Below are 15,885 nucleotides of genomic sequence, written 5' to 3'. Positions count from 1 at the left end.
AATGGCTGCTCCTCGTTGTATATTCCTTACACATCTTTATTATTTTCTGTACTTTTCAATAAACCGCGCCATCCGTTTCAATGCTTCTTTAATGGTTTCCATGGAAGCGGCATAGGAGATACGGACATGGTTTTCACCGCAGGCACCAAATGCTGTGCCGGGAACGACGGCAACCTTTTCTTCCGTGACCAGTTTTTCACAGAATTCTTCGCTGTTCATGCCCGTGCAGCTGATATCGGGGAAAATATAGAAGGCGCCTTTCGGTTCAAAGACGGGAAGCCCCATATCAACAAGTCCTTTATAAATGACTTTACGCCGTGCATCGTATTCCTGACGCATGGATTCCACGTCAGCGGCACACTCCCGGAGGGCCGTTACGCCGCCATACTGGGCCTGTGTATTAGCACACATGATCATGTACTGGTGCAGCTTCAGGATGTTGGCCAGCCCGTCCCGCGGAGCACACACATAGCCCAGGCGCATACCTGTCATGGCATAGGCCTTGGAAAAGCCGTTGAGGACGATCGTCCGTTCCCGCATATCCGGCAGTTTGGCAAATGACGTAAATTTCGTATCGCCATATACCAGTTCACAATAGATTTCATCACTCATGACGACCAGGTCGTGTTTCTTGACAAATTCTGCAATAGGCAGCAGTTCTTCCCGGGTCATGACCGTTCCCGTCGGGTTATTTGGATACCCCATGACGAGGGCTTTCGTCTTAGGCGTCACAACCTTTTCCAGCGCTTCAGCTGTCACTTTGAAATCATCTTTGGCATAGGTCGGAACGAAAACGGGCACACCGCCGGCAGCTTCTACGGCAGCCGGATAGGCCACATACGCCGGGTCGGGTATGATGACTTCATCCCCCGGTTCGGTCAGTGCCAGCAAAGCCATGGTCAGCCCTTCCGAAGCCCCTACAGTCACCATAATTTCACTAACCGGATCGTAATCAACACCATAGCGGTCATGGAATAATTTTGCAATTTCCTGCCGCAGTTCGATGAGGCCCGAATTGGCCGTATAACTGGTCTGCCGGGCATCGATACTGGCTTTCATTGCTTCACAGACTTTATCAGGCGCCGCAAAATCCGGTTCGCCGATACTCAGGGACAGCACGCCCGGTATCTGATTGGCAATATCAAAGAACTTCCGGATTCCCGACGGCTTGATTGCCTGCACTTTTTTTGAAATTTTGTCATCCCAATTCATAACACGCACCACCTTATTCAGATTATTTCGTTCGTCGCATAGTTTACATGCGTTCTGTTAATACTATAATATACCATATTTCTGCATGTATCAAGGGTCGTTCTTAAATTTATCATGTATCCAAAAGAAAATTTAAGGTTTGTCAAAGAGATATTCTTCCCGTTCTACGACCTTGCCGTTACGGATATAGACCCGCGGCACGCGGCGGTTGATATTACACATGATTTCATAATTGATGGTCCCGGCCTTGTCGGCCAGTTCTTCAATGGGAATGAACTGATCGCCCTGACGGCCAAATAACACGACTTCGTCACCTGCCCGGCAGTTCGCTTCTCCCGTAATATCGATCATGCACTGGTCCATACAGATGGTTCCCACCTGAGGAACGCGATGGCCGTGGAACAGGACTTCCGCCTTCCCGGACAAAGCCCGCATGTATCCATCGGCATAGCCGACAGGAAGAGTCGCAATCTTACGACGCTGGTCACAGGTAAAATGACGGCCATAGCTGACGGTGGCCCCTGCATCGATGAGCTTGACATGAGCTACGCAGCAGCGCAGGGACATGACCGGCCGGAAATCATACCCGTCAAGGGATACATCATGGCTCGGCTGGCAGCCATACTGAATAATGCCGGGACGTACCATATCAAGATGATACTGGGGTAGTTCCAGCGTCGCCGCACTGTTGCAGCAGTGCCGGATGGGGATGTGGACTCCTTCATCCTCCAGGCGGCTGCAGACCCACATAAACCGTCTGAACTGTTCGTGCGTAAAGGTCTTATCCTTTTCATCGGCTACGGCAAAATGGGTAAATATCCCCCGGATTTCGATACGCGGCAGGCTGGAAATTTTCTTGATGACGGAGATACTTTCCTCATCAGGCAGGAATCCAATACGGCTCATACCAGAATCAATGGCAATATGAACCTGCAGGGTCTGGCCCAGACGGGACGCTTCTGAAGAAAAATATTCGGCATTCTTCAGATTGAATACAGCCGGCTCAATATGATATGCCAGGAGTTCTTCTGTCCGCCTGCCGTCAGTATGTCCAAGAATAAATATATTTTTGGTAATCCCAGCATAGCGCCGCAATTCCACTGCTTCATCCAGGCTGGATACGGCAAAACAGTCGGCCCCATTTTCCGCAAAGGTACGGGCCAGTTCGACCGCGCCATGACCATAGGCATTGGCCTTCACAACGGCTGCAATCCGTACATCCGGTCCCACATGGCGCCGGATGACCCGCATATTGTGAGCTGCCGCATCGAGATCAATCTGGGCCCAGAGAGCGCGGCGTGTAAAATTTTCAGTCGTGCTATTGACATCCATCATATACTCAGCTTCTTTCCTCTCGTAGTATTGGATTTTTGTACATCTACGGTCTATTTTATCACAATCCTGTCATAACTGAAACGTAAAACCGATATTTTTTTCCGTTATAATCATGTATACAAAAAAATCAATTCGCCCTTCTCCCGATTCTTTGCTACAATACACATATACAACATAACGCGATACAACGGAGGAAACGGCATGAAAGACTCATATATTAAATTCATCTTGGCAACAGTCATTTTCGGTACAAACGGCATCATTGCCAGTCATATTCCCTTATCGAGCTATGAAATCGTATTGTGCCGTACGGTCCTGGGCGGAACATTCCTGCTCATACTGGCCCTCTGCCGGCACGAATGGCGTGTCCTTATTACGGCACCGCGCAGTTCCCTCGTCTGGCTGGTACTATCCGGTATTTTTCTGGCCGGCAACTGGCTTTTCCTCTACGAAGCCTATAAGCAGATTGGTGTCAGCCTGGCCACACTCATGTGTTATTGCGGCCCCGTCCTTATCATGATCCTGTCACGATTCATTTTTAACGAACCGTTCACCCTTCCCAAAGTCTCCGGTATGATCATCGTCACCTGCGGCATGATCTGCATCAATGGCGCCGATTTTCAGGCCAACGGCCTCTCATGGGGTCTCGTATGTGGTCTGTTGTGCGCCCTGTGCTTTGCCCTTCTCATCGTAGCCATGAAAAAAACAACTGGCATAGGCGGGATCATGTCCCCTGCCTGCCAGCTGCTCATCGCCTCCGTCGTCGTAGGTCTCGTGACCTGTACCATGTCTTCCGGCCCGGTCGCACTGGACGGCACGGCCATTGCCTGCATTCTCTGTCTGGGCCTTGTCAATACGGGCGTCGGTTACTGCTTGTATTTTTCCGGTATACAAAAGCTATCTGCCCAGACCGTTTCTATTTGTGGCTATATCGAGCCCTTGACGGCTCTGGCCTTATCGGGCCTGCTCCTCGGCGAAGTCCTGACCATGATGCAATGGATAGGTGCCGTCCTCGTTCTGGGCGGCGTAGCTCTTTCCGAATTATGGCACCGGAGAGCCTGATGGCGGCGTACGATGGTCGGACATGTGGCCGCTTTTCCATGCCCAGAGCGTGAAAGCAATATACAGCCCCATGACGGCCAGGACAGCGTAGAATATGGCAATATAGCCGACATGACCGGCCAGGGTCCCCAATAGGACAATGCCCAGGCAGGTCCCCAGATCCATGGTGTTGTAGTATGTCGCGCTGGCATTGCTGCGCCGCGCCGGGGCCACGACATTAAACAGCCAGGTCATAATCGCCGGCATGAGAAGCCCGGCGCCCAGACCATAAAAAATTGATCCACAAAGGAGGTACACTGAGGAATGAGCCGTGCAGATCATGAAAATAGCGACGCTGTATATAAGTACGCCGGGAAACATGACACAAAAAGGTCCATGGCGGTCATACAGTTTCCCACCAAACAGACGGGAAATAAAAACGAACAACGTGCCAAATACAAAAAATAAGCCGGCATAAACAATATGTGCTTCTTCCGCCATGAGTGGCAGATACGTATTCACCGATGCATAGACAAAACCGAAAAGAAACGAAATGACTCCCGGAACGGCCGTTCCCTCTTCAAAGAAATGGTGGATAAGGGAAATCGTTTCTTTCTTTTTTTGCATGAGCGGCCGTTCCGGTACCCGTGCAAGCATAAAGAGAAGGATAGCAACGACACAGGCCGCCGACGCAATAGCAAACAGTACCAGCGGGGGAAACGCCGAAAAGACGGCCACGCCGATGGCCGGTGCCGATCCCATGGAAATCGTATTGCCCAGACCAAAATACCCCACGCCTTCACCGCGATGCTCCGGCGGTATGACTTCCACAGCCAGAGCCGCCGCAAACGTCGTCGATAGACCGAACCCGAATCCATGAAGGATACGCGATGCCAGAAGCCCCCCGAAAGTCGGAAACAACCCGTACCCCGTTGTGGCAATCAGGGATGTCAAAAGTCCCAGGAAAAGGCAGCGTTTCTTCCCCAATCTGCCCACCAGGGCATCGGTAAACAGCCGTACGACAATAGCCGACAGGGCAAAGATGCCGGCAATAATGCCGATTTCACTGCCACTGGAGCCAATAGAAGCCGCATACATAGCGATAGTCGGTACAAGCATGTGGAAATTGACAAATAACAGGCCATTCCCAATCGTGATAAAGATAAAATTCCGGTTCCAAATGTGTTCTTGCGTATTCACCATATTCACCTAGTCAATCAAAATATTTCACTGTGTTCTAAGCAGTCTAAAAAGGGAAAGGAGCTGCCGCAATGGGGACAGCTCCTTCTATATATGTAAGTATCAGTGGGATAATCCTTTCTGTTTGCGCACATAGGCAGCCGCACTGATGCCGGCCTGGGCGCCTTCGTACACGGCCTTGGCAATCTGCAACAGTCCGCCCGTAGCATCGCCGGCGGCAAACAGACCGGGAACGGCTGTAGCCATATGGTCATCGACGATGATATGCGATCCCGATATGGGAGCACCAATTTTACGGGCCAGGTCAGCGCTTCCTGCCACGCCACTGGCGACAAAAACACCGGCTGCCTCTATCCGGCTGCCGTCAGCCAGACGGACTGCCGACACCCGGTCTGTACCTTCTACAGCTTCTACGGGCTGGGTACATACGGCCAGTTTTTCCGGTACATCAGCAGGTTCATCGCTGCCATTGGTACAAAGCGTGACCGAAGAAGCAACAGGCAGCAGCACCTGCGCTTCATGCAGAGCATACTCGCCACCACCAAGGACGACGACAGGCTTTTTCCGGTAGAAAAAGGCATCACAGATAGCACAATAGCTGACACCCTTCCCTTCCAGCTCACGGAGTCCGGGGATGGGAAGACTCTGACGGGCCGCACCGGTCGCCAGGATAATGCTGCGCGTTTCGATTTTTTCCGTCGTCGTCTCTACGACAAAATGAGTCAGCGTATCGTCCATGCCAATCCAGACGACTTCCGCTTCCTTGAAAAGGACGCCGAGGCGCCGTGCCCCAGCTATCCCCCGGCTGGCCAGCTCGGCTCCGCTGACCGGTTCGGCAAATCCATAATAGTTTTCGATAAGGGCCGCTTTCTCCAAGGCTCCCGTGCCACGGGAAAGCACTTCCACCGACAGACCGGCACGTATCGCATAGAGCGAAGCCGAAACGCCGGCCGGGCCCGAACCAATAATGATTACATCAGTCATACATACCTCCTGCTACTGATACAGTGCCAGCAGTTTTTTGAATGCCGGCAGGCTGCGGCGGATCATATCGGCATCGACGCAGTACGAAATGCGGGCATATCCCGGACAGGCAAACTCATCGGCTGCCACCAGGAGAATATTAAATTTCTTGGCATTTTCCATGAACTGCAACGAATTTCCGTCAGGCGCTTTTACGAACAAATAAAATGCTCCCGACGGATAGACACAATCATAGCCCATCTTCGTCAGATTATCATAAATGAGGTGACGGTTCTTATCGTATTCGCTGATATCCGCAGTCGCCCCATGTACGGCGGCAATGACCCGCTGGTACGTACTGGGTGCGCAGACATAACCATACATGCGGGCCGTCCCCAGAATGGCCGTCATGAGATATTCATGATCATCCACCGTCGGCGGCACCAGGATATAGCCAATCCGTTCACCCGGAAGGCTCAGGGACTTACTGTATGAATAGGTCACGATGGTATTATCATAATAATGGGGCAGATACAGGATAGGAAGATTATCATAGACGATTTCCCTGTACGGTTCGTCGGAAATAAGGAAAATAGGATGACCGATTTCTGCCGATTTTTTCTTCAAAAGGTCCGCCAGCTTCTGGATCGTATCTTCTGAATACACCGTTCCCGACGGATTATTGGGCGAATTAACGATGATTGCCCGCGTATGCGGCGTAATAGCCTGCGCCACCCCTTCGATGGACAACTGGAAATGTTCCGTATCGGGCGGAACGACGACGCATTTGGATCCGATGGGTTCGATGAAAATGCGGTATTCCGGATAAAACGGTGCAATGACGATGAACTCATCACTCGTATCTTCCTGAAGGGCCCGGATAATGACCGCCAGAGACGCCGATGAACCGACCGTAAGGTGGAAATTTTCTGCCCTGACGCCGGCATCATAGGTTTCATTCATATAGTCTGCCAGATACTGCCGCACTTCCAGCAGGCCTCTGGCATTGGTATAACTGTGAATTTCCCGGCTCGTCTTGTGATCGAGCATATCGATAATCGCTTCTTTGACACAGTCCGGTGCGGGAATAGACGGATTACCCAGACTGAAATCATAAATATTTTCCCATCCGATTTTCGCAGCCTGGGCCTGTCCATATTCGAATAATTCGCTGAACTTGGAGCGTACGGCCCCTAATTCATACATTTTCTTATCTGCCATATCCTGTCCCCCTCTGGTTCTGCCATAACTGGCATTCCCTCTATATACTGAGAATAGTACCGTATGTAATCAGTATACGTATACAATACAAAATCTATTGTATCATCTTTCAAGACGTAATTCTATGTTTTTCCCCTGATTTCTCAACCGTTCTCGAAGGCCATACCCGTTCATATCGTCATGTGATGAAACACCGTTCCATCCATCGTTTTCCAGTACACATCCCGTCCGGAAAGCATCATGTACGAATGAGGACTCTCTTCTTTGGGAAGGGCGGCCGAACCGGGATTCAGGTACAGCACACCTTCATCCAGCCATTCCCAGGCCGGCACATGAGTATGGCCGTGAAGGAGGACATCGCCCCGTGAAAGCGGTGGCAGATGATCCTTGTGGAACAAATGGCCATGTGTGGTAAATATCGTCTTATCCCCTACAAACAAGAGGCACGAATCGGACAAGATGGGAAATGGCAGTACCATCTGATCCACGTCGGCATCACAATTTCCCCGCACGGAAGATACGGGGATCGTAAGGTCCGAAAGCATGGCTATGACAGCCTTGGGATCATATTCCCTGGGAAGGTCGTTGCGCGGCCCATGATACAAAATATCTCCCAGGAGCAGCAACCGCCCGGCCTGTTCCCGTCTGACAGCCTCCATCAGAAGCCGGCAATAATAAGCAGAACCATGTATATCAGAAGCAATCATTATATTCATCAACGCCATCTCCTCCTATTTCAAGCTCCGGGCCAGCGCATATTCCAGCTGCTGCTGATCCAGACTGCCAGTACGCTTTTCCCGGATTGTCCCGCCCCGGTCAATCATAATCCATTGGGGCACTTCATATACATTATATGTGCCGGCCGTTTCCATACTGGCAAAATATAAGGGCATATCGTAGGACCAGCCGGATTCGATGCGCTGCCGTGCCGCATCTCCACGGTCCAGGCAGACAATGACAAAATACACATTCCTTCCCTGCTGCCGGTACATATCATCTAGGACGGGCAGCTCCTTTGCAGCCATGTCACTCCAGCTCATCCAGAAATACAGGAGTACCGGCTTCTTATTGTACAAAGACTGCATCGACACCGTATGACCTGCCTGGTCGATGAGGGACACATTGGGAGCCAGGACCTCGGTCTGCGAACGAGATACCGACTCGGCTTCTTTAATTTCCTCTTTCGTCAGGACATGGGGGTACGGCTCCGGCAGATATCCGATGGTCAGGCCGATGCAAAGCAACGTCAGCAAAACGACGATTTTCTTTTTGAGTGGCAGACGCCTCCACATGTCTTTCATATCATTTCCTCCATGCCCATAACATAACATATTATGTATGTAATTGTACCATAGAGAAGCAATAGAATGAAGTGGGGCCGCACATTGTACCTGGCTTTCTTTCTCGATTTGAACATTAAATCCAGCAGGTTCATCATCTGCTCCTTGACTTTGCTGTTCCCTAAGTAGACAAATACGATGCTTCCTTCCGTTATGCTGTTATCTTCATTCTGTGTTCCTTTGATTTCCAGGGTATCCTGACGCTCTAAGGCGTGCCGGGCTGCATTTGTTTTGTCCTTAGAAACAGGAACCATACGTTGATTATGTAATATCAAGGCCCCAGGGATTATTCCTGAGGCCTTTTTCAGAAGCATTATTTCAAATGATATTCTCGTAGTAATTTTTCCTGATATTCATTGTCCTGTAAAACACGGTTGATGTCTTCTTTCCCGCCTTCCTGCAACAGTTTTTGAAGCAATTCACTGAGTGCCTGCCTCCCTGTTTTATCGCCAATCTTCTCACCACGTTCCTGGCCAATTCTTTCACCACGTTCCTGACCTGCCTTTTCCCGGCTGTAAAGGGCCGAAGCAATATCCCGCATGGTACGTTCATGCTCCCAATAAGCCGATTTCAGCTCATTATTGGTGGCAAATTGTTTTTCATAATCCATCGCTTCCCGGATAGCCGTATCACTCATTGCAAGCGCCCTCCTTTCCTGGTCCGTAAAATTAGGTGAGAAATATGCAATCCACCGTTCCGACCGTTTCAACTTCTTGATGTCGCTGATATGGATTTTCTTGAGTTCGATGAAATGCATTTCCAAATGATTTGTCAATATATCATGGGTATCATCGTTCATGATATGATACGTGTTTACATACGTATCATATTGCGGAAATTGGTTGAAATCCAGCAAATTAATCTTGATGACCGGTCGAAGGTCTGCATATAAATCGCCCTTGTCCAGTTCACGGCTGTATATACGTCCCCAGTAGTACAAGGACCGATTGACCATGTATTCATCCATGAGCACCTGTACTTCTACATGCACCCGCGTCCCGTCATCCATTTTCACCAAAACATCAAGAAATGATAATTTTCTATCAATCCGTGGAGGAACGATTTCCTTATCTGAAAACGTAATGGACGTAAAAGCATTGCTGCCTTCCCGGTTCAAGATGGCATTGATAAAATTCAACGTCAGCGTTTTCCGCTCTTCAGAGCCTAACAAGGCCTTAAAAAATACATCGTTAAGGCGGTTTAAATGAGTAATATCAGGAATATCCTGCATTGGCATCGCAATCACCTTTTCGTTCATTCTACCATTGGCTTAATAGAACGTCAATCATGATGCCTCTCTAGGTTAGTGTCAAGAAGTTTTCGTTTGTTCCCCGTTAGCCTGCTACGGTAGATGCGGCATAGTTGAATATTCAACTATGCCGGCTATAAATCAGTCCCTGCCAGTCAGACTTATGGGAATCTGGCAGCAGGGGCTGATTTATTCATATTTCTTTCAGGTATTCATGGAAAAATGAGTCACCCAGGTATTTCGGACTTAGGGCATGTTTTCCCGCATATTCAGAATTTAAATGTGTCTTTCAGGCCCAGCCATTTTTGGTCTTTATCACTAAGATTCAGTGGTGTGCCATCGTCCAGTTGATATCCTTCTGCACTGGGTGTTCCTTGATATTCGCCGACGAGATGAGGCCATTGGATGCCGATTTCTGGGTCATTCCAGGCCATGCCGCCTTCATCATTAGGATGCCAGAAATCATTGACTTTTTGCCATGTACGGTCAGCATAAGTTGCCCTAAATTAATCTATTTTTTTTAGCAAGCTCCTCAATGATAGACAACGATACTTTGCTATATTTTGCTACTTTGTCCAAGGCCATCCCATCCTTCAACAACTCTAGAGCTAATTCTAATTTTCCTTCTGTTCTGCCTTCTGCTCTACCTTCTGCTCTACCTTCTGCTCTGCCTTCTTTTCTGCCTTCTTCCCAGCCCACTTGTCTGCCTTTCATCAGGCCATCTTCGTATATTCCTTCTCCTAAGTTGCACATGGTTTCCAAATCCCCCTCTCTTTCTTGTGTTAAATCAATCCCAAAATCAGTATGCAAAACTGTAATTTTTTCACTGGCTTTCTTTCTCGATTTGAACATCAAATCCAGCAGGTTCATCATCTGGTCTTTGACTTTGCTGTTCCCTAAGTAGACGAATACGATGCCCATCAGGTCATAGTTCTGACAAGGTTCTTTATAACGGTGCAGCAAATGCTGTTCTTTCAGTTGATACCGGTTGATAGCGCTTTTCCCATGTGGAGCTTCCATACAGATCCAAATGGTATAGATCTTCTTTATTTTGTCGTAATCGCTATTAGTGAATTCGCTCCCTTTTTGCGAAGAAATCAACCGGCTCGCATAATAGACGGCCCTTTTTAATAAGGGATAGGTCCCGCTGGGTTTCTTTTTCGGCTTCAACCGTTTCTGCGCTTCTACATTGATGATCAGTGTAATGACTTCATTTGTTGCCGGCGCCTTCGCCCGAAATAAGATATCAAATACGATGCTTCCTTCCGTTATGCTGTTATCTTCATTCTGCGTCCCCTTGATTTCCAGGGTATCCTGACGCTCTAAAGCGTGCCGGACCGCGTTCGTTTTGTCTTTGGAAACGGGGATGGTACTGACTTCTGGCGTCCCTTCGATGTAAATATTGGCAATATCATCAAGGCTGACCGATTCAAATTCGGGTACGGTCCGCTTCAAAATATAAGCCAGCACCTTTTTCTGCGACAAAACATTTTTTGCTGCTTTATCGTAGGCCAGAGCACCTGCCAGCTGTTCTTCTACGTCCTGCATTATCTCTTCATTCATCGGCCACACCTCCTTTGCCATCATTGTATCAGATTTTAAATTCTTTGTACAACTGGAATACTCCTATGGTTAGTGTCAAGAAGTTTTCGTTTGTTTCCCATCAGCCTGCTGCGATAGATGCAGCATGGTTGAACATTCAACCATGTTACCAAAAAGTGTGATGTAGAAGCGTTGGGTGGCTTCTACATCAAATGCTTATACCAATCGAAGGTGCAGGCAATGCCTTGTTCCAATGTCATTTCTGGTTTCATGTGCAGGATGTGTTGCAATTCTTCATTGCTCAGAACGGAGCGCTGGATGTCTCCGGGGCGGAGTGGGGCGTATTGCACTTCTGCCTTGTATCCCTATTGCCCATTCGAATAAATGGATCAGGTCGTTGATGCTTATTTCAGTTCCTGTCGATATGTTGATTGTGTGGTATCCGGTGAGAGCAATGCCTGTACGATAACCGATGCGATATCTCCGGCATAGACGAAGTCCCGTATCTGATTTCCATCGCCACAGACAGTATGGATGATTGCAGAGATATGATGCCAAGAAAAGAACAGGTTGAACATTCAACTATACCAGCTATGAATCAGTCCCTGCCAGTCAGACTTATGAGAAATCTGACAGCAGGGGCTTTGGTTTATATTCGATATATGGTTGTAATGTTATGCGCCTATATCTCTTTCAGGTATTTGCGGTAAGATGGGCCCACTTTTTCATGATTATAGTGGCTCAAAAATTCGTAATCACACGACTCACTTTTTCATTGACATTTACAATCAGAATTTAAATGTATCTTTGAGGCCCAGCCATTTTTGGTCTTTATCACTAAGATTCAGCGGTGTGCCATCGTCCAGTTGATATCCTTCTGCACTGGGTGTGCCTTGATATTCGCCGACGAGATGAGGCCACTGGATGCCAATTTCGGGGTCATTCCAAGCCATGCCACCTTCGTCGTTGGGATGCCAGAAATCGTTGACTTTGTAGCAAAATTCAGCTACATCAGAAAGGATCAGGAAACCATGGGCAAATCCTTCAGGAATCAGGAATTGTTTTTTATTTTCGTCGATTAGTTCCACGCCATACCATTTGCCATAGGTCTGTGAGTGCTGGCGCAAATCAACGGCCACGTCAAATACACTGCCACGGACAACGGACTTTGAACAGTCCGTACTAAAACTTCTGTTTCTAACGTTTCTTCCCTAATATCTGCTAACTTATCGTACGTACTACAAATATTTTCCTTATCAACAAAATCTGAAAGTTCTTCAATAATCGCCCGTCGATGTAAATCTTCCTGATGCCCCCAAGCATCGTAAAGGTAAAAAAGTAACCTTGATTTTCCAGTTTTTTTCTAGGATTTTTACCAAATTACTTTTCCCAGTTCCCCATCCGCCTTCAATACCTATAAGTCGCATTGGTGTTTTTTCATTATCAATATTCATAATCAAATTTTTAATTGACTCTGCAATATGGTCTTGTGATTTGCTGTCGAATTCATCGTCACCAACAGGAACATTTTGCAGAATTTTAAGAGTTACTATATTAGACATTTTTCCACCTCATCTAACAAAATACTGCCTCAATTGCCTTTAAATCTACTGACAATTTCCTTATTCATTGCTCTCTTACTTTAATGACAAATTATTTCACTGAGAAGCTTTTTCCCCACTAGTCCAATAGTCTAACGAATAGCGAATAACGTCAACTACATATCTTGCATCTAAAACAGTATCTTGATTGACATAAAATTGTCTCCCATCAAAAATTACATTGTTTATAATAGCTTCCCTGTTTTGCAGCCAATAGTTTTTTAATACATTAGGATCTATCAAAGAAATCAATGCTTCAGGACTTATAGTGAATAGTGAAGAATCATTTTGCTGATTATTTCCAAATTTCCTAATAATCCATACATCGCTGGTACTGATAAGCATAAATTCAATAAAATCAAAACAAGCACTATCATGATATAAATCAATATTAAAGCACTGGTTAATCAGATACTGGCTAAAATCAGCACGTATTCCAAAATTATCTTCACTCCCCACCAAGTCATATCCAGCCAGCCCTCTTTCTGGATTTCCAATCTGGTATAGAATGAAAAGTTTTAAACCAAACAATGCTCTTTGCTGCTCAATCACTTGTTCTTCTCGAGGAAGCTCTGAATTGAATTCAAATATATCATCTAATGGAAGATCACTAAATTCATTCCATAAATTTCTATTACCAAAAGCAGTTTTAAAGAAATGATAAATATTTTGAGAAATCGTTCGCAATTCAATCTTTGCCATTTCATCTATATTCATGCTATTCGACAAATGTCCTACAGCCGCACAAATCAAAACATTATTCAAAGGAAATATGTCATTCCTTTCCGTACGAATATCAATAACACCCTTAAGATATAACGCATCAAATAGATAAAATAATGCCAGTGATTGCGGCTCACGCGATAAAAGTCTAAACAAAACTCCTTCACTTTCGCTATCAAAAATAAATTTGATTAATTGCTTATCCTGTCTTTTTGCTAAATCATTCAAAAGGAATCTAATGTAAATAAGTATCTTAGTATGAAAACTAACTATTTCTAAGGTTAATTTATAAGAAGATAACTGTCCTATCGCAGCAACTATTAAATACTTTATTGTCGATATGTTTAACTGTTCATGCTTCATAAAATTGTCTACATAGCCAATAATGAAATCCCACAAATGAATAATATGCTTTTGATGTTTTTCAAATATATGTTGAACATCTTCTATACTGCTTGCTAATAATAATTCATTCATAACAATATTTTCATATAGGCTGTGAGACTCGGACTCCGGAGATATTTCACCAAATATAATAAAGCGCAAATCATTTTCTAAAACACCACTACTTGAATAAGTTGGAATATTAAAAGCTGCTCTTCGGTAAATTTCATCCCTAGAATTATTAAGTATCAATTTATCCGCAAATAATTGTCGAAACAGAAAAGCTGCAAGATATGGCATTTTATCAAAGTTATTTTGTAAACGCTTCAAGTGTTGTTCGACGGTCTCATCCATGGTGTATGAATATTTACCACGTCGCCCATCAGTCTCTGCAGTCCATAATTTATGGAATTGAATCGGATAATACATATAAAGTAATAATAAATTCAATAAATCAAGATTATTAAAATCATAAAGATTGGTTTTAAACCAATCTTTATTAGAAAGCCGAACAATTTGACGCAATATTTTTTTTATCCGTCTAGGCGTCGAAAAAAAGCGTTGATAGTTTTCGTCTTCATCACTGTTGAGAATATATTCAATGCCATGAATCATATTTTTCCAAAAAGATATCCGTACCCGTTCAGTTGCCATTATAGAGTTTGATAATTGAGATAAATATTTCTTAACCGCATCTTTTTTTAAATGTAAATGATATTCATCAGAAACATATTTATCCATAAATTCAATGATTTTTTCTTTATCAAGATTATCTGAATTTAAATTTATTTGTGCTGACCAAATAATATTTTCAATATCATAACAAACAATAAATTGTAATTTATCAAAGCAAAAAATATGCCGCATCAAAAAAAGAATCTTTTTAATCGTCAAAAAATCAAGACGATCCAAGTCATCAATAACAATAAGAATTTTATATTTACAACATTCCAAAGCTTTTTCCAGTTTTTCTATAATGCGCTCTTCACTTGTATCAGAATTAGAAAATTTAACCTTAATGCCATAAAAATTCTGCTCTGATACAGTAGCTACTACTTTATCCATGTAACTCGACAAAAGGGCTTCCAATTCTGGTTCAAAATGTTCTTCGCGGATTTTGGCGATTAAGCCCGTATAAAAATTTCTCAAAACGCGGCTGGAATCTTCATAATTAAGAGGATCAAACTTATAGATAACTATTTTATTCTGCCTATCTTCTGATAAGCGTTTGCATATCAAATTTACAAAAGATGTTTTGCCAACGCCCCATGGCCCTTCAATCCCAAAAACGCAGGCCTTTTTATAATTACTAATCTCTGTAATAAATCTATCTATTTGCCCTTCAAAAAATTGGTCATCTTTGAAATTGTTTATTTCTCGATCCATTAAATAGTCCGTTTCATTCTTTTCTCCTGTTGAATCTAAAACGTTTTCTTGAACAGTGGCAAAAATTACTGCAAGACCACCTAAAATAGCTAAAGACACATACTGAAAAATATCTTTCCATTCGGAAGAACCTATTGCTGGCATATAAGAAGCTAGGATTCCTTTATAAAATCCAACAGCTATCAAAAATCCAGTTAAAAAAATAAAACAGTAAGTTGGTTGCTGAAAATACCACCAATTTGATATTTTTTTCCATTGAGTACGACGAATGTAAAGAAAACGCACTGCAAAGAATGCTACAAAAAAGCCCATATCAATAATAGTACCACTAAGGAAACTATTTAAGTCAATTAAAGAACATTCAATACAAATGGTCTGACAAAAAGCTGCAAATACAGTTCCCAGCACTAATCCATATATATAATATTTTAACTTCACTTTAAAAGTTCCCATTACTCATATCCTCATAGGTAATTTTCAGAATACTGAATAAAATGTTCGTATCTATCCTTAACCGGGATACATACTTCTTTAAATAAATTTCCCAAAGAAGTTATATTAAGCATTTTGGTTTAAACTCCAATTTTTTCATCACGTTTTCAAATTTATTTATGGACAGATTCCAATCCAAAGTTTAGATATGGTGCTAGCATATAAATAGGACAAGTCAAACTGAGGTTTTCCATAA

Annotated in this window: 13 protein-coding genes and 2 pseudogenes; 1 reads left to right on the top strand and 14 read right to left on the bottom strand. The window is 44.7% G+C overall.

Annotation, left to right across the window (positions count from 1 at the left end; all coding sequences use genetic code 11):
- Window positions 1-39: 39 nt before the first annotated feature.
- Window positions 40-1,212, bottom strand: a complete 1,173-nt coding sequence (locus DW949_RS02240; RefSeq protein ID WP_118021663.1) for a pyridoxal phosphate-dependent aminotransferase — start codon at window positions 1,210-1,212, stop codon at window positions 40-42.
- Between the two features lie 132 nt (window positions 1,213-1,344).
- Complete coding sequence (gene alr / locus DW949_RS02235; RefSeq protein WP_118021662.1) at window positions 1,345-2,547, bottom strand: alanine racemase; 1,203 nt, start codon at window positions 2,545-2,547, stop codon at window positions 1,345-1,347.
- 201 nt (window positions 2,548-2,748) lie between these two features.
- Between alr and DW949_RS02230 the strand changes: the two genes are divergently transcribed.
- Complete coding sequence (locus DW949_RS02230) at window positions 2,749-3,609, top strand: DMT family transporter (RefSeq protein ID WP_118021661.1); 861 nt, start codon at window positions 2,749-2,751, stop codon at window positions 3,607-3,609.
- Here the strand turns inward: DW949_RS02230 and DW949_RS02225 are convergent.
- The 12 genes and pseudogenes from DW949_RS02225 to DW949_RS02165 form a co-directional block, all read right to left on the bottom strand.
- Window positions 3,589-4,791 carry an MFS transporter gene (locus DW949_RS02225; RefSeq protein ID WP_118021660.1) on the bottom strand — a complete coding sequence of 401 codons (1,203 nt, stop codon included), beginning with the start codon at window positions 4,789-4,791 and terminating at the stop codon, window positions 3,589-3,591. The genes DW949_RS02230 and DW949_RS02225 overlap by 21 nt on opposite strands.
- Window positions 4,792-4,890: 99 nt before the next feature.
- Window positions 4,891-5,772, bottom strand: coding sequence for an NAD(P)/FAD-dependent oxidoreductase (locus tag DW949_RS02220; RefSeq protein WP_118021659.1), 882 nt, complete (start codon window positions 5,770-5,772; stop codon window positions 4,891-4,893).
- 12 nt (window positions 5,773-5,784) lie between these two features.
- On the bottom strand, window positions 5,785-6,972 hold the full coding sequence (locus DW949_RS02215; protein ID WP_118021658.1) for a pyridoxal phosphate-dependent aminotransferase: 1,188 nt from the start codon (window positions 6,970-6,972) through the stop codon (window positions 5,785-5,787).
- A 170-nt stretch (window positions 6,973-7,142) separates the two neighbouring features.
- On the bottom strand, window positions 7,143-7,688 hold the full coding sequence (gene yfcE / locus DW949_RS02210; RefSeq protein WP_118021657.1) for a phosphodiesterase: 546 nt from the start codon (window positions 7,686-7,688) through the stop codon (window positions 7,143-7,145).
- A 15-nt stretch (window positions 7,689-7,703) separates the two neighbouring features.
- Window positions 7,704-8,273, bottom strand: coding sequence for a TlpA disulfide reductase family protein (locus tag DW949_RS02205; RefSeq protein ID WP_158570614.1), 570 nt, complete (start codon window positions 8,271-8,273; stop codon window positions 7,704-7,706).
- Between the two features lie 352 nt (window positions 8,274-8,625).
- Window positions 8,626-9,549, bottom strand: coding sequence for an Rpn family recombination-promoting nuclease/putative transposase (locus DW949_RS02195; protein ID WP_118021654.1), 924 nt, complete (start codon window positions 9,547-9,549; stop codon window positions 8,626-8,628).
- Window positions 9,550-9,830: 281 nt separating this feature from the next.
- Window positions 9,831-10,025 (bottom strand): annotated as a pseudogene (locus DW949_RS02190) (dTDP-4-dehydrorhamnose 3,5-epimerase family protein); the annotation flags it as partial.
- 37 nt (window positions 10,026-10,062) lie between these two features.
- Window positions 10,063-11,124, bottom strand: a complete 1,062-nt coding sequence (locus DW949_RS02185; RefSeq protein WP_199595700.1) for a hypothetical protein — start codon at window positions 11,122-11,124, stop codon at window positions 10,063-10,065.
- 383 nt (window positions 11,125-11,507) lie between these two features.
- Window positions 11,508-11,681: an NAD-dependent epimerase/dehydratase family protein gene (locus DW949_RS13915; protein WP_233539461.1), complete on the bottom strand. Its 174-nt coding sequence runs from the start codon at window positions 11,679-11,681 to the stop codon at window positions 11,508-11,510.
- Window positions 11,682-11,891: 210 nt separating this feature from the next.
- Window positions 11,892-12,263 (bottom strand): annotated as a pseudogene (locus tag DW949_RS02175) (dTDP-4-dehydrorhamnose 3,5-epimerase family protein); the annotation flags it as partial.
- A gap of 117 nt (window positions 12,264-12,380) precedes the next feature.
- Window positions 12,381-12,665 (bottom strand): P-loop NTPase fold protein, encoded by a 285-nt coding sequence (locus DW949_RS02170; RefSeq protein WP_118021653.1) that lies wholly within the window; start codon window positions 12,663-12,665, stop codon window positions 12,381-12,383.
- Between the two features lie 96 nt (window positions 12,666-12,761).
- Window positions 12,762-15,650 (bottom strand): P-loop NTPase fold protein, encoded by a 2,889-nt coding sequence (locus DW949_RS02165; RefSeq protein ID WP_118021652.1) that lies wholly within the window; start codon window positions 15,648-15,650, stop codon window positions 12,762-12,764.
- Between the last annotated feature and the right edge of the window lie 235 nt (window positions 15,651-15,885).

This window comes from Megasphaera sp. AM44-1BH (genome assembly GCF_003467125.1).
Lineage (GTDB): Bacteria > Bacillota > Negativicutes > Veillonellales > Megasphaeraceae > Megasphaera.
Note: the sequence above shows the minus strand (reverse complement) of the source record. Positions and strands in the feature narration are given on the sequence as shown.

Bases quoted from the DNA above. Each gene is read 5' to 3' on its own strand.
- DW949_RS02240 (WP_118021663.1), bottom strand. From the start codon at position 1,212: ATGAATTGGGATGACAAAATTTCAAAAAAAGTGCAGGCAATCAAGCCG.
- alr (WP_118021662.1), bottom strand. From the start codon at position 2,547: ATGATGGATGTCAATAGCACGACTGAAAATTTTACACGCCGCGCTCTC.
- DW949_RS02230 (WP_118021661.1), top strand. From the start codon at position 2,749: ATGAAAGACTCATATATTAAATTCATCTTGGCAACAGTCATTTTCGGT.
- DW949_RS02225 (WP_118021660.1), bottom strand. From the start codon at position 4,791: ATGGTGAATACGCAAGAACACATTTGGAACCGGAATTTTATCTTTATC.
- DW949_RS02220 (WP_118021659.1), bottom strand. From the start codon at position 5,772: ATGACTGATGTAATCATTATTGGTTCGGGCCCGGCCGGCGTTTCGGCT.
- DW949_RS02215 (WP_118021658.1), bottom strand. From the start codon at position 6,972: ATGGCAGATAAGAAAATGTATGAATTAGGGGCCGTACGCTCCAAGTTC.
- yfcE (WP_118021657.1), bottom strand. From the start codon at position 7,688: ATGAATATAATGATTGCTTCTGATATACATGGTTCTGCTTATTATTGC.
- DW949_RS02205 (WP_158570614.1), bottom strand. From the start codon at position 8,273: ATGAAAGACATGTGGAGGCGTCTGCCACTCAAAAAGAAAATCGTCGTT.
- DW949_RS02195 (WP_118021654.1), bottom strand. From the start codon at position 9,549: ATGCCAATGCAGGATATTCCTGATATTACTCATTTAAACCGCCTTAAC.
- DW949_RS02185 (WP_199595700.1), bottom strand. From the start codon at position 11,124: ATGAATGAAGAGATAATGCAGGACGTAGAAGAACAGCTGGCAGGTGCT.
- DW949_RS13915 (WP_233539461.1), bottom strand. From the start codon at position 11,681: ATGTTCAACCTGTTCTTTTCTTGGCATCATATCTCTGCAATCATCCAT.
- DW949_RS02170 (WP_118021653.1), bottom strand. From the start codon at position 12,665: ATGTCTAATATAGTAACTCTTAAAATTCTGCAAAATGTTCCTGTTGGT.
- DW949_RS02165 (WP_118021652.1), bottom strand. From the start codon at position 15,650: ATGGGAACTTTTAAAGTGAAGTTAAAATATTATATATATGGATTAGTG.